Genomic DNA, 23,423 nt, shown 5'->3' with positions numbered 1-23,423 from the left:
GTCACAGGATCAAATCACGCAGTTCATCAGGCATCGCGCCCGGTTGTTGAATAGCAGCAAGGTCAGCGGCAGACACCGCGTTCCATGCATCCTCGTCCCACAATTGGAACTTGTTCAGTTGGCCCACCAGCATCGCGCGCTTATCCAGCTTGGCGTAGTCGCGCAGACGCGGCGGAACCAGGAAACGACCGCTGCCATCGAGTTCGAGGTCGACGGCATTACCAATCAGCAAACGTTGCAGGCGACGGTTCTCTTCGCGTAGCGAAGGGAGCGCGCGCAACTTGGTTTCAATAATTTCCCACTCGTCGAGCGGATAGACACACAGACACGGATCAACGGCATCAATGGTCACGATCAATTGGCCGGAACTGCGCGAATCGAGCTCGTCACGGTACCGGCTCGGCATGGCGAGACGGCCCTTTGCATCGAGACTGATAGCGTTAGCTCCGCGAAACACGTCTGCGTTTCTCCAATTTTTATCGTTTTGAGCTCAAAAAACCCACTTCATGCCACTTTCCGCCACTTGCGCACACTATAGGAATGCGCCCACCACACCGTCAAGGCGCGGATTAAAGGAAAACCCTTACAGAACGGAGATTTAGGAGCTTAAAAGGAGGTGCAACGGGAAACTGGCGGAGACTTTTGACCCATAACTTGAGGCTGCACTGAAAGCTGCGCTCGGAAGTTAAAGTAATTTGTTAAGAGTAAGATTTTTTCGGTATTACAAAAGCGCTTCTGCTGTTGATTGAAGCAGGTGGGAAATGGCTATTACTGCGTTTGCCGCTGCCGAACTTCAGAGCAGGCCTGCCGATATTACACAGCCCTGTGGTCTTTGCTTCATGCAGGGAAAGAAAAAGGTGGAGAGTCGATCTGTAAGCCGGGTTCTGTCTTGAACAGTCATTCGTCTACGATGGCCATCACTGGACATCTTTAGCAACCTACCCGGTCCCAGCGCGGGCCACGCCTTGGGACCCTATTTGGTCTTGCTCCAAGTGGGGTTTACCTAGCCACGAACTGTTGCCAGTCGTGCGGTGCGCTCTTACCGCACCTTTTCACCCTTACCGGCGCTTGCGCGCTTAGGCGGTTATTTTCTGTGGCACTTTCCGTAGGCTCACGCCTCCCAGGCATTACCTGGCACTTCGCCCTATGGAGCCCGGACTTTCCTCCCCCCCCTAATTTTCATAGAGGGCAGCGACTGTCCGATCGACTCTCCGCCGCGAAGGTTAACGGCAGCGCGCCTGAAGAACAAGCGCTAATAGCCGCGAAACCTGTCTGCGCGACGGGTTACTCGCCCTTCTGTTTATCCAGCGCCACCTGGTACAGCACGTTTTTGCGCTCACCGGTGATCTGCGCGGCCAACGCGGCGGCGCGCTTGAGTGGCATTTCTTCAAGCAACAGGTCAAGAATGCGCATCGCCTCGCTGCTGACCGCGTCTTCAGACTCCGGGGCGGTCCAGCCAGCCACCAGCACCACGCATTCGCCGCGCTGCTGATTGCTGTCGGATTCGACAAATTCACGCAACTGCGACAGCGGCAGGCCTTTAAGCGTTTCGAAGGTTTTGGTGATCTCTCGGGCCAGCAACGCGTGGCGCTCGCCACCGAACACTGCTTCCATGTCCTGCAAACATTCGAGAATGCGGTGCGGGGCCTCATAAAAAATCAGCGTGCGCGGTTCTTCTTTTACTGCCTCGAGTCGAGCCTTGCGCCCGACCGACTTGGCCGGCAGAAAACCTTCAAAGATGAAACGGTCCGACGGCAGCCCCGCCGCCGACAGTGCAGCGATCAGGGCACAAGCACCCGGTACCGGCACCACATTGATTCCGGCAGCACGGGCCTGACGCACCAGGTGATAACCCGGATCGGAAATCAGCGGCGTACCGGCATCGGAAATCAGCGCGACGTTGTCGCCCGCCAGCAAACGGGTGATAAAACGGCTACCTTCATCTCGTTCGTTATGTTCGTGGCAAGCCGCCAGCGGCGTGGAAATCCCGAAATGCTGCATCAGCCGCGCCGAGTGACGCGTGTCCTCGGCCGCAATCAGCGCCACCTCACGAAGGATTTTCAGGGCCCGGGCGCTGATGTCGTCCAGGTTGCCGATGGGCGTCGCCACCACATAAAGCGAGCCAGCAGCGGAATTCAGGGAACCTGGAGCAGTCAAAGCGCACACCTCGTGATCGGTAAAAGCGGCCATTGTAGCGCGTCACGCAGCTTGCGATGCGCTTCACCCGCCCCGGGTTTTTCACACCGTTGTGCGGCGCGACACCCTTTGCGCCAGCTAAATTGATCGATTCACGCCAGTAACATCGCGCCCCGGCCAGTGCTTGGGTACAATTCCACGCTAATTTGATCGAGTATCAGGAACACTTACATGATCGCTTGCCTGCGGCTGTTCACTGCCCTCTGCCTCGCTGCCTTGTTGGCGGCGTGTGCCAGCTCCCCTTCCTCCAGCCTTGGCGAACTTCCACGGACCCCGGACGCCAGCATCGAGCAGCTGCTCGAACAGGCTGGCCAGGCGAAAACCCCGGAAAAAGCCGCCCTGTTGCGCCTGAGCGCGGCAGACCTGGCTTATCGCCAGGGCAACGCCGGGCAGTCCGCGCAAATCCTGCAACAAGTGCCGATGGAGCAACTCAAGCCCGGCCAGCAGATTTTCGCCAACACACTGTCCGCCGAACTGGCGATGACGCGCAACCAGCCGAAAGCCGCGCTGACCGCCCTGAGCCATCCAAGCCTGCAACAATTGGGCGAGATGCCTGAAGAGCAACAAGTGCGCACCGGCACCGTTCGTGCCCGCGCCCTGGAAGCCGACGGCCAGACCCTGGCCGCCGCACGCGAGCGAGTGTTCATCGCGCCAATGCTCGAAGGCGAAGCCGCAAGCAAGAACCACGAAGCGATCTGGACCCTGATCGCTTCACTGCCGACCGATCAACTGCAACCGAACGCGACCGATGACCTCGGTGGCTGGATGGCGCTGGCGCAAGCGGTGAAAACTGCCGGCACGCTGGAACAGCAGCAAGCCGCAATCGACACCTGGCGCGCACAGAATCCAAAGCACCCGGCCGCAATCAATCTGCCGCTGCCGCTGACCAAACTCAAGGAGCTGGCCAGCCAGCCGCTGAGCAAAATCGCCCTGCTGCTGCCGCAGGACGGCCAACTGGCCGCTGTCGGCAAAGCGCTGCGCGAAGGTTTCATGGCCGCGCACTATCAGGCGCAACAGGCCGGACAAAAGCCGCCTGCCATCGAGTTCTATGACAGCTCGAAACTGACTTCGATGGATGAGTTCTACCGCAAGGCCCAGGCTGACGGTGTGCAACTGGTGGTCGGTCCGCTGGAAAAACCTCTGGTCAAACAACTGAGCACCCGTCCGCAACTGCCGATCACCACCCTTGCGCTGAACTACAGCGAAGGCGATCAGGGCCCTGCGCAACTGTTCCAGTTCGGTCTTGCCGCGGAGGACGAAGCCCGCGAAGTCTCGCGCCGCGCCCGCGCCGACGGCCTGCACCGCGCCGCGATCATGGTGCCGAAAGGCGAATGGGGCGACCGCGTATTGCGTGCGTTCAGCCAGGACTGGCAAGCCAATGGTGGCAGCATCGTTGCCACCGAACGTGTCGATCAGCCAGTGCAACTGGCCCAGCAGATCGCCGACATGTTCCAGCTGCGCCAGAGCGAAGCCCGCGCCAAGAGCCTGCAGAATGCCGCCGGCACCAACGTTGCCGCGCAGCCTTCGCGTCGCCAGGACATCGAGTTCATCTTCCTTGCCGCGACGCCGCAACAGGCCCAGCAGATCAAGCCAACCCTGAACTTCCAGTACGCAGGTGACGTTCCGGTCTATGCGACCTCCCATGTGTACAGCGCCAGTGGCGACGTTAACCAGTACAACGACATGACCGGCATTCGCTTCTGCGAAACCCCATGGTTGCTTGAAACCAGCGACCCGCTGCGCCAGCAAGTCGTCGCGCAATGGCCACAGGCTGCCGGCAGTCTCGGCCGCCTGTATGCGATGGGCGCCGATGCGTATCGCCTGGCACCGCGCCTGGGCCAGCTCAAAGCCCTGCCGGACAGCCGCATCGAAGGTCAGTCGGGCAGCCTCGGCATGACCCAGACCCAGCGTGTTGTGCGTCAGTTGCCTTGGGCGCAGTTCGTCAGCGGCCAGGTTCAGCGCCTGCCGGACACCCCACGCTGATGCCCGACAGGTCACGCTCGCAAAGCGGCAAGGATGCCGAGCGCCAGGCGCTCGAGCATCTGCAACAACACGGTCTGCGCCTGCTGGCGCAGAACTGGTTATGCAAACGCGGCGAGCTTGATCTGGTCATGCTTGATGGCGATACAGTAGTATTCGTTGAAGTTCGTTACAGGAAAGACACCCAATGGGGTGGCGCGCTCGCTAGCATCGATGGGCGCAAGCAGCAGAAGCTGATTCTCGCTGCGCAGTATTTTCTTCAGCGCGAGACGCGTTGGGCCAACGCCCCCTGCCGCTTCGACGTGGTGGCCATCGACAGCCATCCGGATCAGTTGAACTGGCTGCAGAATGCTTTCGACAGTTGATCGTCTGCGCTGCGTCCCGGACAATCCCACCGATAAATTTTGCTCTTTGCTTTGCGGGCTGCACATTCATGTGCCGGACAGCCGCGCTACTTAAGGTCACACAGATGGACATGCAATCCCGAATTCGCCAGCTTTTCCAGGCCAGTATCGACACCAAGCAACAGGCGATGGACGTACTTGCACCGCACATCGAGCAAGCCAGCCAGATCATGGTCAACGCCCTGCTCAACGAAGGCAAAATGCTTTCGTGCGGCAACGGTGGCTCCGCCGGCGACGCCCAGCACTTTTCTTCGGAGCTGCTGAACCGCTTCGAGCGCGAACGCCCGAGCCTGCCGGCGATTGCCCTGACCACCGACACCTCGACGATCACCTCGATCGCCAACGACTACAGCTACAACGAAGTGTTCTCCAAACAGATTCGCGCACTGGGTCAGCCGGGCGATGTCCTGCTGGCGATTTCGACCAGCGGCAACTCGGCGAACATTATTCAAGCGATCCAGGCCGCACATGATCGCGAAATGATTGTCGTAGCTTTGACCGGACGCGATGGCGGCGGCATGGCGTCGCTGCTGTTGCCCGAGGACGTCGAGATTCGCGTACCGGCCAATGTCACTGCACGTATTCAAGAAGTCCACTTGCTGGCGATCCATTGCCTCTGCGATCTGATCGACAGCCAACTGTTCGGGAGTGAAGAATGACCCCTAATCGCCTTGGCCTTCTGGCCTTGACCCTGTGCCTCGGCATCAGCGGCTGCACCTCGGTGGTGAACGCCAGCCGTGAAGCGCCGATCGAAGACGACCGCGGCACGCGCACCTTCGGCAGCAAGATCGACGATTCGTTGATCGAAACCAAAGTCGGTGTGAACGTGGCGAAGGCCGATCCGGCCCTGGATAACGATTCGCACATTGTCGTCACCAGTTTCAACGGCGTCGTGCTGCTGGCCGGCCAGACCCCGCGCGAAGACCTCAAGGCCAAGGCGGAACAGGCTGCCGCCAACGTCCAGCGCGTAAAGAAGGTGCACAACGAGCTGCAAGTGCTGCAACCATCCTCCTTGCTGGCCCGCCAGAACGACGCGTGGCTGACCACCAAGATCAAGACGCAGATGCTCACCGACGCGAGCATTCCTGGCTCGCGCATCAAAGTCATTACCGAAAACGGCATCGTCTACCTGCTGGGCCTGCTGACCAAACAGGAAGCCGCCCAGGCGACCAATCTGGTTCAGGGTGTTTCCGGCGTGCAGAAGATCGTGAAGCTGTTCGAGTACATCGACTGACCTGATTGCGTAGGAGCTGTGCACTCGTCAGCTCCTACGTAATAAAAAAGGCGATCCATTCGGATCGCCTTTTTTATTACTTCACAACCTTCAGGCTTGGCCGGCCGCTTGGCCGCGGTGGCTCGCTGTCGGGTGGCGGCAGATCGTCCGGATCGATCTCTTCCTCGTCGTCCAGCGGCGACTCAAGATCAAACACCATGCCCTGACCATTCTCCCGGGCGTAGATACCCAGGATCGCGCTGATCGGCACGTACAGGCTGTGCGGGACACCACCGAAGCGACCTTCAAAGGTCACCACGTCGTTGTCCATGTGCAGATGACGCACGGCACTGGGCGAGATGTTCAGGACAATCTGCCCGTCGCTGGCGAAACCCTGCGGCACCTGCACTGCCGGGTACTCGGCATTGACCAGCATGTGCGGGGTGCAATCGTTATCCACAATCCACTCGTAGAGCGCGCGGACCAGATAAGGTCGACTGGAGTTCATAGCGGCTCCTTAAGCCTTAGCGCATATCGCGTTCGACACCAGACAGACTCGCCTGGAATGCCTCACGCGCAAACTGGCGCTCCATATAATCAAGCAGCGGCTTGGCCGGCCGCGGCAGTTCAATACCCATAATCGGCAAACGCCAGAGTATGGGTAATAGGCAGCAATCCACCAGACTTTGTTCCTCACTGAGGAAGAACGGTTTGTCGGCAAACAGCGGCGAAACGCCCGTCAGGCTTTCGCGCAATTCCTTGCGTGCCACGACCCGCGCGGCCTCTTTGCTTTTAGGATCCAGAATCAGATCCACCAGCCCGCACCAGTCACGCTGAATCCTGTGAATCAGCAGACGGCTATTGGCACGCGCCACCGGATAAACCGGCAACAGCGGCGGGTGCGGGTAACGCTCATCCAGATATTCCATCACCACGGTCGACTCCCACAACGCCAGGTCACGATCGACCAGCGTGGGCAGACTGCCGTAAGGGTTCACTTCAATCAGTTTAGGCGGCTGACGACCAGCTTCCACATAAATGATCTCTGCGCTGACACCCTTCTCTGCAAGCACGATGCGCACTCGGTGGGAATAGTGGTCGGCGGGGTCGGAGTAACAGGCCAACCGATTGGTCACGCCCATGGCGATCCTCCTCGCTTGTTGAAATTGTCGGAACCGGAAAAACGCGCGCGCCCAGAGGGCACCTCCCGCGGGGTCTGACTGAGCAGACCCTGCTTTAGCGGAGGCGCCCTTGGGCGCGCGCGATTAACAGCAATGCTTGAAGCGTATCAGTGCACGTCTTTCCAGTATTCACGCTTGAGCAGGTAGGCGAACACAAAGAAGAACGCCAGGTACAGCAAGACATAAGTACCGATGCGCTGATGTTGCAGCTTAACCGGGTTAGCCGAGTAAGCCAGGAAGGTTACCAGATTCTTGACCTTCTCATCGAACTGCTCTTCGTTCAGAGCACCGGATTTCGGCACGATGGTCAACTGATCGCACGCTTCATGGGTCAGCGGCGTGCCGGTCAGCGGATCATATTGCTTCTTGCCGTCCTCAACGATCTGCACCTGTTTGCAACCGATGACCTGACGACCCTGCAGGCCGACCAGCACGTTAGGCATGCCGACGTTCGGGAAGACCTTGTTGTTCACGCCCCACGGACGTGCCGGGTCTTCGTAGAACGACTTCAGGTAACCGTACAACCAGTCAGTGCCACGCACGCGAGCCACCAGAGTCAGGTCCGGCGGCGCCGCACCGAACCAGGTCTTGGCGTCGTTCGGCTGCATGCCGATGTTCATGTGATCGCCGATCTTGGCGCCCGTGAATACCAGCTTCTCCAGCATCAACTCGTGCGGGATGCCGAGGTCATCGGCGACTCGCTCGTAACGCTGGAACTTGGCGCTGTGGCACCCCATGCAATAGTTGGCAAAGGTCCGCGCACCATCCTGCAAGGCGGCTTTGTCGGAGACGTCGATGTCGACACTTTCCAATTCCGGACCGTGGCCCCCGGCAGCAAAAGCGAGGGCAGGCAGCGCAGCAAAAATCAGAGCAAAAAATAACTTTTTCATCAGCCAGTCACCCTTTCCGGAACCGGTTTGGTCTTCTCGAGCCGGGTGTAGAACGGCATCAGAATGAAGTAGGCGAAGTACAGGAAGGTGCAGACCTGCGACAGCAGCGTGCGGCCCGGTGTCGGGGCGAGCACACCCAGAACGCCGAGGATCACGAACGAAATGCAGAACACCACCAGCCAGATTTTGCTCAGCCAGCCTTTGTAGCGCATCGACTTGACCGGACTGCGATCCAGCCAAGGCAGCACAAACAGCACGGCAATCGCCGCGCCCATGGCGATCACGCCAAGGAGCTTGTCCGGCACCGCGCGCAGGATTGCGTAGAACGGTGTGAAGTACCAGACCGGGGCGATATGCTCAGGCGTCTTGAACGGGTTAGCCGGCTCAAAGTTGGGTTTTTCGAGGAAATAGCCACCCATTTCCGGGAAGAAGAACACAATGAAGCAGAAGATGAACAGGAACACCACGACGCCGACAATGTCTTTCACCGTGTAGTACGGGTGGAAGGCGATGCCGTCCAGCGGGATGCCGTTTTCGTCCTTGTGCTTCTTGATGTCGACGCCGTCAGGGTTGTTCGAACCCACTTCGTGCAGCGCCAGAATGTGCAACACCACCAGTCCGAGAATCACGATCGGCAGCGCCACGACGTGCAAGGCAAAGAAGCGGTTCAGGGTGATTCCGGAGATCAGGTAGTCACCACGAATCCACTGGGTCAGGTCATCGCCGATCAGCGGAATCGCGCCGAACAGCGAGATGATCACCTGCGCGCCCCAGTAGGACATTTGCCCCCACGGCAGCAGGTAACCCATGAACGCTTCGGCCATCAGAGCCAGATAAATCAGCATGCCGAACACCCAGACCAGCTCACGCGGCTTCTGGTACGAACCGTAAAGCAGGCCACGGAACATGTGCAGATAGACCACGATGAAGAACGCCGAGGCGCCGGTCGAGTGCAGCAGCCGCAGGATCGAACCGTACTCGACGTCGCGCATGATGTATTCGACGGAAGCGAAGGCTTCTTCTGCCGACGGCGTGTAGCTCATCGTCAGCCAGACACCGGTGACGATCTGGTTGACCAGCACCAGCAGCGCCAGGGAACCAAAGAAGTAGAAGAAGTTGAAGTTTTTTGGCGCGTAATATTTGCTGAGATGGTCTTCCCACATTTTGGTCGCGGGAAAGCGCGCATCAACCCAATCCATGAACTTGCTCATCACGCTTTCTCCGTATCGACGCCGATGACAATCAGGTCATCGGTCTCATAGGAATGCGGGGGAACTGGCAGGTTCAAAGGCGCAGGTTGCGACTTGTAGACGCGGCCAGCCAGATCGTAATGGGAACCGTGGCACGGGCAGAAATACCCGCCTACCCAGTCTTTGCCCAGATCCGCAGGTGCCACTTCGGGACGGAAGGTCGGTGAGCAACCCAGGTGCGTGCAGATCCCGATCAGCAGCAGAATTTCCGGCTTGATCGAGCGCACTTCAGGGTCGACATAGGTGGGTTGCGTGGAGTTTTTGGAAGTCGGATCGGAGAGCTGGCCTTCGATCTTCTTGAGATTCCCCAGGATTTCCTCGGTACGGCGGACAATGAACACCGGCTGGCCGCGCCATTCAGCAATCATCTGCTGTCCTGGCTCGATTTTGCTGACATTCACTTTCACCGGTGCACCGGCGGCTTTCGCCTTGGCACTGGGAAACCATGACCCCACGAACGGGACCGCAGCCCCCACCGCTCCTGCAGCACCCACCACGGATGTGGCTGCTACCAAGAAGCGACGCCGGCCTGCATTCACGCCGTCATTGCTCATTCAGTCCTCTCCCATCAGCTTTTTGGCCTGTTAAATCAGGCGTCTACTAAATAAATCAAATGTTACTTATAAAAATTTTGCCCGAATGGTAATGAAAACCCCCAATTCTGACAAGGTTAATTACCCGGGGCTAACCCCCTCAAGCCTTGGAGTATAGGGGGTCTACGGATGTGGCAAGTTGTCACAACGCAATTCTTTGATAAATCGCAGGCATAAAAAAACGCCCGCTTCCGTGAGGAATCGGGCGTTCTTTTTTGAACGTGGAAGCGGAATTAACGCTTCGAGTACTGCGGACGCTTACGCGCTTTACGCAGACCCACTTTCTTACGTTCAACTTCACGGGCGTCGCGGGTAACGAAGCCAGCTTTGCGCAGAGCGCTACGCAGGGTTTCGTCGTAGTCCATCAGAGCGCGAGTGATGCCGTGGCGGATTGCGCCAGCCTGACCACTTACACCACCGCCGATCACGGTGACGTAGATGTCGAATTTCTCGACAGTCTCGGTCAGCTCCAGCGGCTGACGAACTACCATGCGGGCAGTTTCGCGGCCGAAGAAGTTATCCAGCGAACGGTTGTTGATGGAGATGTTACCAGTACCCGGACGCAGGAAAACGCGTGCGGTTGCGGTCTTGCGACGGCCAGTGCCGTAATTTTGAGTCGCCGACATAATGTACTATTCCGTTAAAACTTCAGTTCTTGGGGCTGCTGAGCAGTATGAGGGTGTGCAGCGCCCGCATAGACTTTCAGCTTACGGTACATGTCGCGACCCAGCGGGTTTTTAGGCAGCATGCCTTTAACCGCGGTCTCGATCACGCGCTCAGGGGCTTTGGCGATCAGCTTTTCAAAGTTGATCGACTTGATGCCGCCCGGGAAACCGGAGTGGGAGTAGTACATTTTGTCAGTGGTTTTAGCGCCGGTAACACGGATCTGCTCGGCGTTGATGACGACGATGTAGTCGCCGGTGTCAACGTGAGGAGTGTACTCAGGCTTGTGCTTGCCACGCAGACGGCTCGCGATTTCGGTGGCCAGACGACCCAGGGTCTGACCAGCAGCGTCGACGACAAACCAGTCGCGCTTTACTGTTTCCGGTTTAGCAGTAAAAGTTTTCATTCTTTATAGCCTCAGGGGCCGCCTGTAAATTAGACGGCGGATCTTACTGAATAGTGCGTACTTTGACAAGTCAAAGGCAGCCGGATACAGACGCTTTCGGGGGCTCGGGTCGGCGCGTCCGTTCAACGGCAAGATTCTTCGGCGGCGGCGCATCACTTCCACTGCAGAAAGAGGTCGGCAATTATGCAGATTGCGAAAAATTTTTCAACCTGCTTTTATGATTGTTTTGCCCAAGGAGCACCCGATGGACTATCGCCAGCTAGGCCGTACCGACCTGAACGTGAGTGCAATCTGCCTCGGCACCATGACCTGGGGCGAGCAAAACACTGAAGCTGAAGCCTTCGCCCAGATCGAAAGGGCCAAAGAGGCCGGGATCAATTTCCTCGACACCGCCGAGATGTACCCGGTGCCACCAAAAGCCGAAACCTACGCCACCACCGAGCGTTATATCGGCAATTACTTCAAAAGCCGCGGCGACCGTGCCGACTGGATTCTCGCCAGCAAGATCGCCGGTCCCGGCAACACCATCGACTACATCCGCGACAAGAACCTGCGCCACAACCGCCAGCACATCACCGAAGCGCTGGACGCCAGCCTCAAGCGCCTGCAGACCGATTACATCGACCTGTACCAGTTGCACTGGCCGGAGCGCAGCACCAATTTTTTCGGACAGCTGGGCTACAAGCACAAGGTCGAAGCCAACCTCACCCCGCTCGAAGACACCCTCGAAGCCCTCGACGAACAAGTGAAGGCCGGCAAAATCCGCCATATCGGTCTGTCCAACGAGACGCCATGGGGCACCATGCGTTTTCTCGCCCTGGCTGAAGCCCGCGGCTGGCCCCGGGCGGTGTCGATCCAGAACCCGTACAACCTGCTCAACCGCAGCTTTGAAATCGGACTGGCGGAAATCGCCATCCGTGAACAATGCGGCCTGCTCGCCTATTCACCACTGGCGTTCGGCTTCCTGTCGGGCAAGTACGAAGGCGGAGCCCGCCCACCGAAAGGCCGCCTGAGCCTCTACAGCCGCTTCAGCCGCTATTTCAACGCGCAATCGGAAGCGGCATGCAGCCGTTATGTCGCGCTGGCCCGTGAACACGGCCTGGATCCGGCGCAAATGGCTCTGGCGTTTGTTACGCAGCAACCGTTCGTGACCAGCAACATCATTGGCGCGACAACGCTTGCGCAACTGGACAGCAACATTGCCAGTTTTGATCTGAAGCTTTCCGATGAAGTGCTGGCCGGGATCGAGGCGATTCACAAGGATCATCCGAATCCTGCCCCCTGATTGATCCATAAAACCGATCGCGAGCAGGCTCACTCCTACATTTGGAATGCGTTCCCCTGTAGGAGTGAGCCTGCTCGCGATAGCGGTCTGATAGTCCCCCCAAATTAAAGCGAACGCGCAATGATCTCTTTCATGATTTCATTGGTCCCGGCATAAATCCGCTGCACCCGTGCATCCGCCCACGCCCGGGCCACCGGGTATTCCCACATGAAGCCGTAGCCGCCATGCAGTTGCACGCATTCGTCGAGCACTTTGCATTGCAGGTCTGTACCCCAATATTTGGCCATCGCCGCCGTCGGCACGTCGAGTTTGCCTTGCAGATGCAGTTCCAGGCAGCGATCAACAAAGACCCGGCCGATCTGAATCTCTGTAGCCATCTCGGCCAATTTGAATCGGGTGTTCTGAAAGTCGGCAATCGCCTTGCCGAACGCCTTGCGATCACGGGTGTAATCCAGCGTCCATTGCAACGCCGCTTCCGCCGAGGCCAACCCGCCGATGGCCACCGTCAGGCGCTCTTGTGGTAATTCCTGCATCAGGTAGGCAAACCCGGCTCCCGCCTGCCCCAACAGGTTTTCCTTCGGCACGCGCACGTCCTGAAAGAACAATTCCGACGTGTCCTGCGCCTTCATTCCGACTTTCTCCAGGCGTTTGCCCTTCTCGAAGCCGGGCGTATTCGCCTCCACCAGAAACAGGCTAGTGCCCTTGGCGCCGGCCTTCGGGTCGGTCTTGGCCACCACGATCACCAGATCGGCGAGAAAGCCGTTGGTGATAAAGGTTTTCGAACCGTTGATCACGTACTCGTCACCGTCCAGCACCGCCGTGGTTTTCACCCCTTGCAAGTCGGATCCGGCGCCCGGCTCGGTCATGGCAATGGCGGTGACCATCTCCCCGGAAACCAGTTTCGGCAGGTATTTGTGCTTCAGCGCCTCGCTGCCGTAATGCAGGATGTACGGCGCGACGATATCCGAGTGCAGCGAAAAACCGATACCGGTCAAGCCCAGGCGACCGACCTCTTCAATCACCACGGTGCTGTACAGGAAATCGGCGCCCAGCCCGCCGTACTCCTCCGGCAGATGCGAGCAGAGCATCCCCGCCTCCCCCGCCTTGTTCCAGAGCTGGCGATCGATATGCCCCTGCTTTTCCCATTGCCCGTGGAACGGCACCGCCTCTTTTTCGAGGAATGTTCGTACGCTGTCGCGAAACAATTCGTGCTCGGGGCTGAACAAGGTTCTGGGGATCATGCGGCACCTGTCTTTCTTGTTGAAGGAATACGACCTTCAGAGACTAAGCCTGGCTTGTGCTACAGGACACTGGACACATCCGACAAAAAATAAGACGATCCAGCCGTCTGGTGACCACTTTCCCTTATAAAAACAAAACAAAAAGTTGAATTATGTCCAAGCAAGTCTCCCCGCCCCTACGGCGCGTCAGCATCCTGGCCATTGACCGGGTATTCGCTTACACCCTCATGCAAGCCAAGGATTTCTTCCATGTGGCCAGCCTGCGTTATGGCAAGCAACTGGGCCATGGCCTGACACCGGCATTCGAAACGCGCCTGGTCAGTCCCGATGGCAAACCGGTGAAGAGCTTCAGCGATGTGATCATGCCGGTCGATGGCGGCCTGGAAAACGCCGATGTGATCATCCTCCCGGCGTTCTGGGACGATTTCGATACGCTGTGCGCCCGTTACCCCCAAGTCCTGCCGTGGCTGCGCGAACAACACGCGCGCGGCGCGGTGCTATGCGGAGAAGCGACTGGAGTGTTCTGGCTGGCCGAGGCCGGGTTGCTCAACGGTAAGGAAGCCACCACCTACTGGCGCTTCTTCAACGCCTTCGCCGAACGCTTCCCCAAGGTGTACCTGAATCAGGACAAGCACCTCACCGATGCCGACAATCTCTACTGCGCGGGCGGCACCACCTCGGCCTGCGACCTGTACATTTATCTGATCGAACGCTTCTGCGGCTCGAACGTGGCGCAAGCCGTGGCCCGCGACATCCTTTACGAAGTGCAGCGCAGCTATTCGCCGGGCCGCATCGGTTTCGGCGGGCAGAAGCTGCACCAGGACGTGATCATCCTGCAGATCCAGCACTGGCTCGAAGAGCATTTCGCCGACAAGTTCCGCTTTGAAGACGTCGCCCGCGAGCATGGCATGAGCATCCGCAACTTCATGCGCCGCTTCCAGACCGCCACCGGCGACAAGCCGCTGCACTACCTGCAACGACTGCGCATCGAGACGGCCAAGGGATTGTTGTCCGGCACGCGCAAGAGCATCAAGACCATCAGTTATGAAGTCGGTTACGACGATGCGAGCTTCTTTGCGCGGCTGTTCCGCCAGCACACTGAACTGTCGCCGAACCAGTATCGGCAGCAGTTTCAGCAGGCTGCCTAGTTTCGAACTACACAGAGATCCCCTGTGGGAGCGGGCTTGCTCGCGAAGGCAGTGCATCAGTCGAATTCAACACTGAATGACACACCGCTTTCGCGAGCAAGCTCGCTCCCACAGGGTTTTGAGGTGAATTCAAAATATAAAAAAGGGCCTGCAATCGCAGGCCCTTTTTCTTTGCCGAAACTCCGCTTAAGGCTTGTGCGCCCGAGACAGAAACTCGTGGGATTGCATCTCCAGCAACCGACTCAGCGTGCGCTGAAACTCGAACGTCAGGCGTCCGCCGGTGTACAGATCCTTCAGCTCGACTTCAGCAGAAATGATCAGCTTGACGTTGCGATCGTAGAACTCGTCGACCATGTTGATGAAGCGACGGGCGATGTCGTCGGTGGTGACGCTCATCTGCTCGACGCCGCTGAGCAGCACGGCGTGGAAGATCTTGCCCAGCTCGATGTAGTCGTTCTGGCTGCGTGGACCGTCGCACAATTCGCGGAAGTCGAACCAGGCCACGTCATCGCAGGTGCGCAACGCGCGAATTTCGCGGTTTTCGATGATCAGCACGTCATTCTCGACGGCAGCGGTGCACTCCGGCGTCAGCGCGCGGAAGCTCTTGCGCAGGCTTTCGTGAGCGGCTTCGTCGAGCGGATAGTGGAACAGCTCCGCTTGCTCGAGGTGACGCAAACGGTAGTCGACGCCGCTGTCGACGTTGACGATCTCGGTGTTCTGCTTGATCAGCGCGATGGCCGGCAGGAACCGCGCGCGTTGCAGGCCATCCTTGTACAAGCCGTCCGGAACGATGTTCGAGGTCGCGACGAGGGTCACGCCGTTCTTGAACAGCTCTTCCATCAGCGTGCCGAGGATCATCGCGTCGGTGATATCGGAGACGAAGAATTCATCGAAGCAGATCACCCGCGACTCGGCGGCAAAACGCTTGGCGATGATGGTCAGCGGGTTTTTCTCGCCGCCGAGGGTTTTCATTTCTTCGTGCACACGCTTCATGAAGCGGTGGAAGTGGGTGCGGGTCTTTTCCTTGAACGGCAGCGCTTCGAAGAAGGTGTCGACCAGGTAAGTCTTGCCGCGACCGACGCCGCCCCAGAAATACAGGCCCTTGACCGGCGCCTGATCTTTTTTGCCGAACAGCTTGCTCAGCAGGCCCGGCTTGTTCTGGTCGGCGGCGATCAAGTCGTCGTACAGACGCTGCAAGTGACGCACCGCAGTTTCCTGCGCGGCGTCATGGAAGAAATCCGGGCGTTTCAGATCAGCTTGATATCGTTCTAGGGGCGTCATAATTCGTTAGCAAGGCAACAAAAACGGGCCGTCACTGTAGCGACGGCCTGTGGGAATGGCAATCGGCCCTTGGTCGGGTCGTGCCGCCGTTTAGTCCTGAGCCGGGGTCAGGGCGATGCGCAGCGCCTCGATGGCGGCGTCACGCGCGTCAGCGTCGGCAAAAACCGGGCTGTCGCCGATGCACTCGCCTTCCAGCCAGACACTGAAATTCAGGCCTGCGCTGCGTACGTCCAAAGGTTGCCCAGATTGCAGTTGCTTGGTCGCCTGCCCGGCAGTTTTACCGTCGGCGAAGTTGCGCGACAGCAGCAGTTGCTCGCCATCGGCCGCCAGCAGACGGAAACGGAAGCTGCCATCGTCTTCACGGAAGCTGACGAAACGTGCGGCTTTCGCGGCTTTCTTTTTGGTGGTCGCGGCGACCTGCACCTGATTGACGAAAGAACGCAGGCCAACGGCTTCGCGCAGTTCGTTGAGAAATGGCGTCGCCACGGCGCGGGCCTTTTTCGCACCGTGTTGCAGGATATCTTCCAGATCCGCCGGACGCTCGATCAACTGGTGATACTTCTCGCGAGCCTCGCCCAATTGGTGATCGAGCAACTGGAACAGGCGATTCTTTGCCTCGCCCCAGCCCAGACCGCCGAGCAGTTCGCTGCGGAACTCGTCGGACTGCGCCGCAGTGGCGAAGGCCTGGAACAGAGTGAACAGGTGCGAGTTGTCCGGATCTTTCGCTTCGCCCGGGGCCTTGGAATCGGTGACGATCCGCGAGATCGCGTCCTTCATTTCCTTGGCACTGGAGAACAACGGGATGGTGTTGTCGTAGCTCTTGGACATCTTGCGACCGTCAAGGCCCGGCAAGGTCGCCACGCTTTCCTCGATCAGCGCTTCGGGCATGGTGAAGAACTCCTTGCCCTGGCCGAACAGATGGTTGAAGCGCTGGCCAATGTCACGCGCCATCTCGACGTGCTGAATCTGATCACGACCAACCGGCACCTTGTGCGCGTTGAACATCAGGATGTCCGCCGCCATCAGCACCGGGTAGCTGTAGAGGCCCATGGTGATACCGGCATCCGGGTCTTCACCGGTTTCAACGTTCTTGTCCACCGACGCCTTGTAGGCGTGCGCACGGTTGAGCAGGCCCTTGGCAGCAACGCAGGTCAGCAGCCAGGTCAACTCGGGGATTTCCGGGATATCCGACTGGCGGTAGAAGGTCACGCGATCGACATCGAGGCCACCGGCCAGCCAGGTCGCGGCGATTTCCAGACGCGAGCGCTGGATGCGCAGCGGGTCATCGCATTTGATCAGGGCGTGGTAGTCGGCCAGGAAGTAGAACGAGTCGGCATTGCTGTCGCGGCTGGCGAGAATCGCCGGGCGGATGGCGCCGGCGTAGTTGCCCAAATGCGGCGTGCCAGTGGTAGTGATGCCGGTGAGAATGCGGGTACGGTTGGTCATGGGTAATCGCTTGTCAGACTGCAATCAATTCGAGAGACGCGGCAGCAGAAGATCCTTGAGATCAGTCAGCTTGCCGTGAAAAAAGTGTCCGCATTCTGCCACTTTCAGCAGCTCATGGGGGCGCTGGAGTTTTTCCGACCAGTCATAGACCAACTGCGGATCGATGACTTCGTCGGTTTCTGGCTGGATCACCGTCAGCTTGCCTCGTAGCGGCAGTTGATCCTGCTCGCCCAGACGCATCACCGCCGGGGCGACCATGAACAAGTGCTCAAGCTGCACGCCTTGCGCTTCGAGACGGCCGCCGAGACTTGCTGCAACAAATCCGCCGAAGGAGAAACCGAACAGGGTCAGCGGCAAGTCGGGGTGTTTTTCCCGCAGCCAGGCAGCGGCGGCCTGGGCGTCATCGACTTCACCACTGCCCATGTCGTGCGTGCCTTGGCTGGCGCCGACGCCGCGATAGTTGAAGCGCAAGGTGATCAGTCCTGCGTCGCGCGCGGTGCGCTGCAGGGTCGAGACGACCTTGTTGAGCATGGTGCCGCCTTGCACCGGGTTCGGATGGCAGATCAGCGCGATGCCGCGTGGCTGCTCAGTCTCCAGGTACAAAGCCTCGATTTGCCCGACTGGGCCGTCAATTACTACAGGGGTTTCACGCATCAGCAAGGGAGGAACTCCGTGACCTCGAATCGGGTCGACTCGTCTAGCAAATTGTCTGTGCCAATCTATTGCGAGTGAATCGCGGTATACAGCGCAGGTTCGAGCCGTTAACGTAAAGCAAAGCCGTTTATAGAGGAAGGACTCGTGGAACACTCGCTCTTAGTTTGGTTGTTACCGACTCTTGCCCTGGTTGTGGGTGTCGCCATTGGATTCCTGATCGCGCGCGTTGCGCCGAACGCCGCACCGAGCCGTACGCAGCGTCAACTGGATGATATCCAGGAGCGTTTCGACAGTTATCAAAACGAGGTGGTCACCCACTTCAACAGCACGGCGATGCTGGTCAAGAAGCTGACCCAGAGTTATCAGGAAGTGCAGGATCATCTCGCCGAGGGCGCCAACCGTCTGGCCCTGGACGAGCAGACCCGCCAGCGCCTCATCGCCGCCCTGCACGCCGACGCCGCGCAGGCACCGCGCGAACGCCTGACGCCACCGCGCGATCAGGAACCGCCGCGTGACTACGCACCGAAGAGCCCGAACTCACCGGGTATGCTCGATGAGCATTATGGTTTGAAGAAGTAAGCAGCCTTCGCTGATAAAAAAGCCCCCGGACAAGTGTGTCGTCAGGGGGCTTTTTTGTGCCTGGTTCTTCGGTGCATGTCAGGCCCTCATCGCGAGCAGGCTCACTCCTACAGTTTGAAATGCGTTCCCCTGTAGGAGTGAGCCTGCTCGCGATGACGCCGGCAGCGACAACATAAAAAAATGCCCGATCACAGGACCGGGCATTTCTTCATTCAGACAATCGCTTACGGATACTGCTGAACCGTACCCGGCTGTTGCTGTTGACCACCATACTGCTGGCCCGGAATCGCCTTCAGGTTGACCTCGACGCGACGATTTTGCGCGCGGCCATTGACGTCACCGTTGCTGGCAATCGGATTATCCGGACCGGCACCACGGGCCGACAGGTTGGCACCGCTGACGCCTTGCGAGGTCAGGTAGGTCGCCACGCTCTGTGCCCGACGCTGAGACAGATCCATGTTGTGCTGGCGGCTGCCGGTGCTGTCGGTGTAGCCGACGATTTCGATCTGGTTCTGGTTGAACTCTTTCAGCGAGTTGGCCAGGTTGTTCAGCGGCTGGTAGAAGCTCGGGGCAATGTTCGCCGAATCCGTGGCGAAGGTGATGTTGCCCGGCATGATCAGCTTGATCTGATCGCCCTGACGCTGCACTTCAACACCGGTGTTGGCCATGCTCGCGCGCAGTTTCTTTTCCTGCTGGTCAGCGTAATAGCCGTAACCGGCAGCGGAGGCACCGACGACAGCCGCACCGATCAGGGCGCCCTTGCCACGGTTGTCGTGGCCGATGGCGGCGCCGGCGAGTGCACCGGCCAGCGCACCGAGGCCGCCGTATTTGGCGGTTTTGCTCATGCCTTGCGAGCCACCGTCGGCCTGACCCTGATTGTCATACGGGTTGGGCGAGGCGCAGCCGGACAGCAAGGCCACGGCAGTAGCGACAATAATCAAACGACGCGTGGTGAACATGGAGAGCTCCTGGTTTTTTGCATTCTATGGTGCAGCGGCCACTTGGCTAATGGACCTGCGCGGGCGTTGGATCATGACAATGCGCAAAAATTCCGCGCGACACTCATGACGAAATTTTTAAGCCCGCACAAACGGGTTTTCGCGCATCTCATCACCCAGACGCGTATCGGGACCATGCCCGGTCACGACGGTTGCGTCCTCGTCCAGCGTGTACAACCGCTGCTTGATCGAACGCACAATGGTGGCTTGATCGCCGCCCCACAAATCCGTGCGCCCTACTCCGCGACGAAACAGCGTGTCGCCGGCTATCAACAGCTTAGCCTCGGAAAACCAAAAGCTCATGGAGCCCGGTGTATGCCCCGGCGTGTGCAGCGCCACGCCGCAGCCGCAGGCCAGTTCTTCATCGTCGCTCAGCCAGCGGTCCGGCGCTGGCACCGGGGTGTACGGCACACCAAACATCTTGCATTGCATCTCGAGGTTGTCCCAGAGGAACTGGTCTTCCTTGTGCAGATGCAGGGTTGCGCCGGTTTTTTCTTTCATTTGCCCGGAAGCGAGGAAGTGATCGAGATGCGCGTGGGTGTGGATGATGCTGACGACTTTCAGACCATGGGCATCAAGGCGCGCCATGATCAGGTCAGGGTTGCCGCCCGGGTCGACGACGATGGCTTTTTTGCTGAGGGGGTCGCCGATGATGGTGCAGTTGCACTGCAAAGGGCCGACGGGGAAGGTTTCACGGATGAGTGAAAGAGACGGAGTAGACATAAGCATCCTCGACGGACGGCAGTGACATTTTGCTCAGTATTCTACTGCAAGAGCCGATACATGGCGCTAAGTCAGGAATCTGACGCCACCAATCAGAAAGTGGTGGCCAAATGATGTCAAATTACAATCAATGGTGCAAAATCGCCTTTTTTTGTAGCGGTCGCATTCAGGAAGGATCGCAGCGCACTCAGGAAATACTCCATGCCAACGCCTTTGAGCTACACCTTCGCCTTACCCGCCACTCTGACCGGCAATGCTATTGTCGACAGCCTTATTGCCGGTAATTACTGGTTGGGACCAAACTGGCCATTCGCCGGGGAAACAAAGCTCAGCTACAGCTTCATGGCGCCGGGTACGTCGTATTTTGCCACTGACTATAGTCCGTTAAATGAATATAACGCTCTGTATGAACTGACGACTGCACAAAAGACGGCGATCACTAATGCGCTGGGCACATGGAGTGCTGTTGCCAACCTCACCTTCACGCTGACCAGCGACACCATCACCAATGTTGGCGACCTGCGCTTTGGCGGTTACCGGTTGATGGACAACCAGACTGCCGCCTGGGCCTACTTTCCTGACAACCTCCCCGTCGCCGGCGACGTCTGGGTGGGCATGCAAACCAACGATCCGAACCCTGTCAACGGCACGTATGATTTCTTGACATTCGTTCATGAAATCGGCCACGCGCTGGGACTCAAGCACCCTTTTGATACAAGTGCAACCAACAATACTCTGCTGAATCCATCGCTGGATGATGTGCATTTTACGGTGATGAGTTACAACAACAACTATTCCTATCTACCGACAACGCCGATGGTGCTGGACATCGTTGCGATCCAGAGTCTGTACGGCGCCAACATGTCCTGGCAGGCAGGCGACACGGTTTACAAATGGGGCGCCAATCAGTCTATTTTCGAAACGATCTGGGACGCGGGAGGCAACGACATCATTGATGGCAGCAACCAGCTTGCGGCTGTCACCATCAATCTGAACGAGGGTAGCTACAGTCAGATCGGCAAAGCGTTTACTGATCTGAACAACAACACCTCCGTGAATGATGGCTTGGCGATTGCCATTGGTGCCAAGATCGAAAATGCCATTGGGTCTGCGTTCAACGACACACTGATCGGCAACGATCTGGACAATACCCTTCAGGGTATGGCCGGTGCGGACGCGATGGAGGGCGGAAACGGCGATGACACCTATTACGTGGATAACGCTGGGGATACTGTCGTCGAAATCGCAGGAGCGGGAATCGACACAGTCGTCTCATCGATCACATATACCTTGGGTGACAACCTTGAAAATCTGGCCGTTACCGGATGGGCCGACCTGAACTTGACCGGTAACACGCTCGACAACACGCTCGTAGGTAATAACGGAAACAACCTCATTGATGGCGTCTGGGGCGTCGACACGATGATCGGAGGCCTGGGCAACGACACCTACCTGGTCTACAACAGCCAAGACTTGATCATCGAAACCGGCACTCTGACGACCGAGATCGACAGCGTTTATGCCTCTGTCAGCTACATACTCAGCGCCAACGTTGAAAACCTTACGCTGACCGGCACCGACAACACAAATGCCCGCGGCAATGAACTCAACAATGTCCTGATCGGCAACACCGGCAATAACACCCTTTTTGGGGGTGCCGGTATGGATATCATGATCGGCGGCGCGGGCAACGACATTTACAATGTCGACCAGTTTGAAGAATTGGCAGTGCTCGTGGAAAAGGTCGGCGAAGGCGCCGATGTACTGAACATAGCCTTCACCGCGAATGCACAAACGAGTATTGTCGACCTGTCTCAAAACAGTCTGGCCAATGTTGAAAACGTTTTGTTGACGGGTTCCGGGGCTTTCACCGTCATTGGCAACGACCTCGACAACATCATGGTCGGTAATACGGCGAACAATACCCTGCAGGGTGGCGCAGGCGATGACCAGCTCGACGGTGGTGCCGGCAGCGATACGTTGAGTGGTGGCAGCGGTAATGACATCTATATCGTCGACAACATCGGTGACTCGGTTGTAGAACTGGCAGATGAAGGTCACGACCTGATCAAGGCGGCGGTGAGCTACACCTTGTCGGCTAATATCGAAGACGGTCTGTTGTCAGGTACCGGCGCACTTGCCCTGACCGGAAATGCCTTGAACAACACGCTCACCGGTAACATCGGCGACAATATTCTCGATGGTGGTACCGGTGCAGACACCCTGACAGGCGGATTGGGCAACGACACCTACTACGTCGACAATGTCGATGACATCGTCGTTGAGCAAAACACCTCTGCCAACGAAATCGACACCGTGATGACGTCGATCAATTACACGTTGGGCACCAACCTCGAAAACCTGGCACTGCTCGGTTCGGCGAATATCAATGGTACTGGCAACACGCTGAACAATACCCTTACCGGCAATAGCGGCAACAACGTCCTCGACGGCGGCGTTGGCGTCGACACGATGATCGGCGGTGCAGGGGACGATACGTACATCATTGATAATGCTCTGGACGTCATTATCGAAAGCGACCAGCAAACCAATGGTATCGATACAGCGCTGACCTCCATCAGCTACACGTTGGGCAGCAACGTTGAAAACCTCACCCTCACCGGCACCGCTAACATCAATGCGTATGGCAACAACCAGAACAACGTGCTGACCGGCAACGCCGGCAATAACGTCATGTTCGGGGGGCTGGGTATCGATACCCTGATTGGCGGTGCCGGGGATGACATTTACAACATTGACAACTACTGGGAACTGGATCGGCTGGTCGAGAACGCTGATGAAGGTTCCGATGTTCTGAACATTACCTTCACATCCAATCTGGCACAAAACGAGGTCGACCTGCGTCAGGCCAATCTGCAAAACGTTGAAAACGTGCTGGTGACCGGAAAGGGTGAGTTTACAGTAATCGGTAATGCACTGAACAATATTATCGTCGGCAACGCCGATAACAACATCCTCGACGGCGGCCTCGGCGCTGACACCATGACCGGCGGCCTGGGCAATGACACCTACCATGTCGACAACGTCAACGATGTGATTGTCGAGACCAGCACCCTGGCCAATGAAATCGACACCGTCATGGCGTCGGTCTCCTACACCCTGGGCGCCAATCTGGAGAACCTGACGCTGCTCGGTTCGGCCAGCCTTAATGCTACCGGCAACAACCTGAACAACGTCCTCACCGGTAACAATGCCAACAACGTCCTCGACGGCGGCCTCGGTGCCGACACCATGACCGGCGGCCTGGGCAATGACACCTACCATGTCGACA

Annotated in this window: 23 protein-coding genes, 1 other RNA gene and 1 pseudogene; 9 read left to right on the top strand and 16 right to left on the bottom strand. The window is 58.1% G+C overall.

What is annotated here, in order from left to right:
- Position 1 precedes the first annotated feature (1 nt).
- From mraZ to rsmI, 3 genes are all read right to left on the bottom strand, one after another.
- Complete coding sequence (gene mraZ, locus HU755_RS19800) at positions 2-457, bottom strand: division/cell wall cluster transcriptional repressor MraZ (protein WP_122590036.1); 456 nt, start codon at positions 455-457, stop codon at positions 2-4.
- Between the two features lie 400 nt (positions 458-857).
- Positions 858-1,211: RNase P RNA component class A (rnpB, locus tag HU755_RS19795), an RNA gene on the bottom strand.
- Positions 1,212-1,284: 73 nt separating this feature from the next.
- The gene (gene rsmI, locus HU755_RS19790) at positions 1,285-2,190 is read right to left on the bottom strand and encodes a 16S rRNA (cytidine(1402)-2'-O)-methyltransferase (protein WP_186635732.1); all 906 of its coding nucleotides are present in this window, start codon (positions 2,188-2,190) and stop codon (positions 1,285-1,287) included.
- Positions 2,191-2,367: 177 nt separating this feature from the next.
- On the opposite strand from rsmI, the gene HU755_RS19785 reads away from it, so the two are divergent.
- The 4 genes from HU755_RS19785 to HU755_RS19770 all read left to right on the top strand — a co-directional run bounded on the left by HU755_RS19785 (position 2,368) and on the right by HU755_RS19770 (position 5,814).
- Positions 2,368-4,179, top strand: coding sequence for a penicillin-binding protein activator (locus HU755_RS19785; RefSeq protein WP_186635729.1), 1,812 nt, complete (start codon positions 2,368-2,370; stop codon positions 4,177-4,179).
- Entirely contained in the window at positions 4,179-4,541 is a 363-nt protein-coding gene (locus HU755_RS19780) for a YraN family protein (protein ID WP_186635726.1), read from the top strand. Before HU755_RS19785 ends, HU755_RS19780 begins: the two co-directional genes overlap by 1 nt.
- Positions 4,542-4,645: 104 nt before the next feature.
- Positions 4,646-5,239 (top strand): phosphoheptose isomerase, encoded by a 594-nt coding sequence (locus tag HU755_RS19775; RefSeq protein ID WP_008082788.1) that lies wholly within the window; start codon positions 4,646-4,648, stop codon positions 5,237-5,239.
- The gene (locus tag HU755_RS19770) at positions 5,236-5,814 is read left to right on the top strand and encodes a BON domain-containing protein (RefSeq protein ID WP_186548995.1); all 579 of its coding nucleotides are present in this window, start codon (positions 5,236-5,238) and stop codon (positions 5,812-5,814) included. The genes HU755_RS19775 and HU755_RS19770 overlap by 4 nt, the downstream gene beginning before the upstream one ends.
- A 76-nt stretch (positions 5,815-5,890) precedes the next feature.
- On the opposite strand, the gene HU755_RS19765 is transcribed toward HU755_RS19770, so the two are convergent.
- The 7 genes from HU755_RS19765 to rplM form a co-directional block, all read right to left on the bottom strand.
- Entirely contained in the window at positions 5,891-6,301 is a 411-nt protein-coding gene (locus tag HU755_RS19765) for a ClpXP protease specificity-enhancing factor (protein ID WP_186548993.1), read from the bottom strand.
- Between the two features lie 16 nt (positions 6,302-6,317).
- On the bottom strand, positions 6,318-6,935 hold the full coding sequence (locus tag HU755_RS19760; RefSeq protein ID WP_186530436.1) for a glutathione S-transferase N-terminal domain-containing protein: 618 nt from the start codon (positions 6,933-6,935) through the stop codon (positions 6,318-6,320).
- A gap of 146 nt (positions 6,936-7,081) precedes the next feature.
- Positions 7,082-7,864 (bottom strand): cytochrome c1, encoded by a 783-nt coding sequence (locus HU755_RS19755; protein ID WP_186635722.1) that lies wholly within the window; start codon positions 7,862-7,864, stop codon positions 7,082-7,084.
- Positions 7,864-9,075 carry a cytochrome bc complex cytochrome b subunit gene (locus HU755_RS19750; RefSeq protein WP_186548989.1) on the bottom strand — a complete coding sequence of 404 codons (1,212 nt, stop codon included), beginning with the start codon at positions 9,073-9,075 and terminating at the stop codon, positions 7,864-7,866. The genes HU755_RS19755 and HU755_RS19750 overlap by 1 nt, the downstream gene beginning before the upstream one ends.
- Positions 9,075-9,668 (bottom strand): ubiquinol-cytochrome c reductase iron-sulfur subunit, encoded by a 594-nt coding sequence (gene petA / locus HU755_RS19745; protein WP_007917031.1) that lies wholly within the window; start codon positions 9,666-9,668, stop codon positions 9,075-9,077. Before petA ends, HU755_RS19750 begins: the two co-directional genes overlap by 1 nt.
- Before the next feature lie 272 nt (positions 9,669-9,940).
- Positions 9,941-10,333: a 30S ribosomal protein S9 gene (gene rpsI, locus HU755_RS19740; RefSeq protein WP_003228056.1), complete on the bottom strand. Its 393-nt coding sequence runs from the start codon at positions 10,331-10,333 to the stop codon at positions 9,941-9,943.
- 14 nt (positions 10,334-10,347) lie between these two features.
- A complete protein-coding gene (gene rplM, locus HU755_RS19735) occupies positions 10,348-10,776 on the bottom strand; it encodes a 50S ribosomal protein L13 (protein ID WP_007917032.1) in 429 nt (142 codons plus the stop codon).
- A gap of 244 nt (positions 10,777-11,020) precedes the next feature.
- On the opposite strand from rplM, the gene HU755_RS19730 reads away from it, so the two are divergent.
- The gene (locus tag HU755_RS19730) at positions 11,021-12,061 is read left to right on the top strand and encodes an NADP(H)-dependent aldo-keto reductase (protein WP_186635719.1); all 1,041 of its coding nucleotides are present in this window, start codon (positions 11,021-11,023) and stop codon (positions 12,059-12,061) included.
- A 104-nt stretch (positions 12,062-12,165) separates the two neighbouring features.
- Here HU755_RS19730 and HU755_RS19725 read toward each other — a convergent pair whose 3' ends face one another.
- Positions 12,166-13,302 carry an acyl-CoA dehydrogenase family protein gene (locus HU755_RS19725; RefSeq protein ID WP_186548984.1) on the bottom strand — a complete coding sequence of 379 codons (1,137 nt, stop codon included), beginning with the start codon at positions 13,300-13,302 and terminating at the stop codon, positions 12,166-12,168.
- Between the two features lie 251 nt (positions 13,303-13,553).
- On the opposite strand from HU755_RS19725, the gene HU755_RS19720 reads away from it, so the two are divergent.
- Together HU755_RS19720 and HU755_RS27805 are read left to right on the top strand one after the other, a co-directional pair.
- Positions 13,554-14,450, top strand: coding sequence for a GlxA family transcriptional regulator (locus HU755_RS19720; protein ID WP_186549152.1), 897 nt, complete (start codon positions 13,554-13,556; stop codon positions 14,448-14,450).
- Between the two features lie 24 nt (positions 14,451-14,474).
- Positions 14,475-14,564: pseudogene (locus HU755_RS27805) on the top strand (metal ABC transporter ATP-binding protein); the annotation flags it as partial.
- A 72-nt stretch (positions 14,565-14,636) separates the two neighbouring features.
- On the opposite strand, the gene zapE reads toward HU755_RS27805, so the two are convergent.
- The 3 genes from zapE to HU755_RS19705 form a co-directional block, all read right to left on the bottom strand.
- Positions 14,637-15,731 carry a cell division protein ZapE gene (zapE, locus tag HU755_RS19715; protein WP_186635716.1) on the bottom strand — a complete coding sequence of 365 codons (1,095 nt, stop codon included), beginning with the start codon at positions 15,729-15,731 and terminating at the stop codon, positions 14,637-14,639.
- A 90-nt stretch (positions 15,732-15,821) separates the two neighbouring features.
- Complete coding sequence (locus tag HU755_RS19710) at positions 15,822-17,177, bottom strand: tryptophan--tRNA ligase (protein ID WP_186635713.1); 1,356 nt, start codon at positions 17,175-17,177, stop codon at positions 15,822-15,824.
- A gap of 24 nt (positions 17,178-17,201) precedes the next feature.
- Positions 17,202-17,831: an alpha/beta hydrolase gene (locus tag HU755_RS19705; protein WP_186635880.1), complete on the bottom strand. Its 630-nt coding sequence runs from the start codon at positions 17,829-17,831 to the stop codon at positions 17,202-17,204.
- A 144-nt stretch (positions 17,832-17,975) separates the two neighbouring features.
- Here HU755_RS19705 and HU755_RS19700 point away from each other — a divergent pair, with 144 nt between their 5' ends.
- Complete coding sequence (locus tag HU755_RS19700; protein WP_016773251.1) at positions 17,976-18,410, top strand: YhcB family protein; 435 nt, start codon at positions 17,976-17,978, stop codon at positions 18,408-18,410.
- A 224-nt stretch (positions 18,411-18,634) separates the two neighbouring features.
- Here HU755_RS19700 and HU755_RS19695 read toward each other — a convergent pair whose 3' ends face one another.
- Complete coding sequence (locus HU755_RS19695; protein WP_090286156.1) at positions 18,635-19,369, bottom strand: OmpA family protein; 735 nt, start codon at positions 19,367-19,369, stop codon at positions 18,635-18,637.
- A 117-nt stretch (positions 19,370-19,486) separates the two neighbouring features.
- A complete protein-coding gene (locus HU755_RS19690) occupies positions 19,487-20,131 on the bottom strand; it encodes an MBL fold metallo-hydrolase (RefSeq protein WP_186635710.1) in 645 nt (214 codons plus the stop codon).
- Positions 20,132-20,332: 201 nt separating this feature from the next.
- Between HU755_RS19690 and HU755_RS19685 the strand changes: the two genes are divergently transcribed.
- A partial coding sequence (locus HU755_RS19685) for a M10 family metallopeptidase (RefSeq protein ID WP_186635707.1) occupies positions 20,333-23,423 on the top strand: 3,091 nt, incomplete at its 3' end.

This window comes from Pseudomonas sp. SWRI111, assembly GCF_014268555.1.
Lineage (GTDB): Bacteria > Pseudomonadota > Gammaproteobacteria > Pseudomonadales > Pseudomonadaceae > Aquipseudomonas > Aquipseudomonas hamedanensis.
The sequence above is the reverse complement of the archived record's forward strand: the minus strand, read 5'-3'. Positions and strand labels throughout refer to the sequence as shown.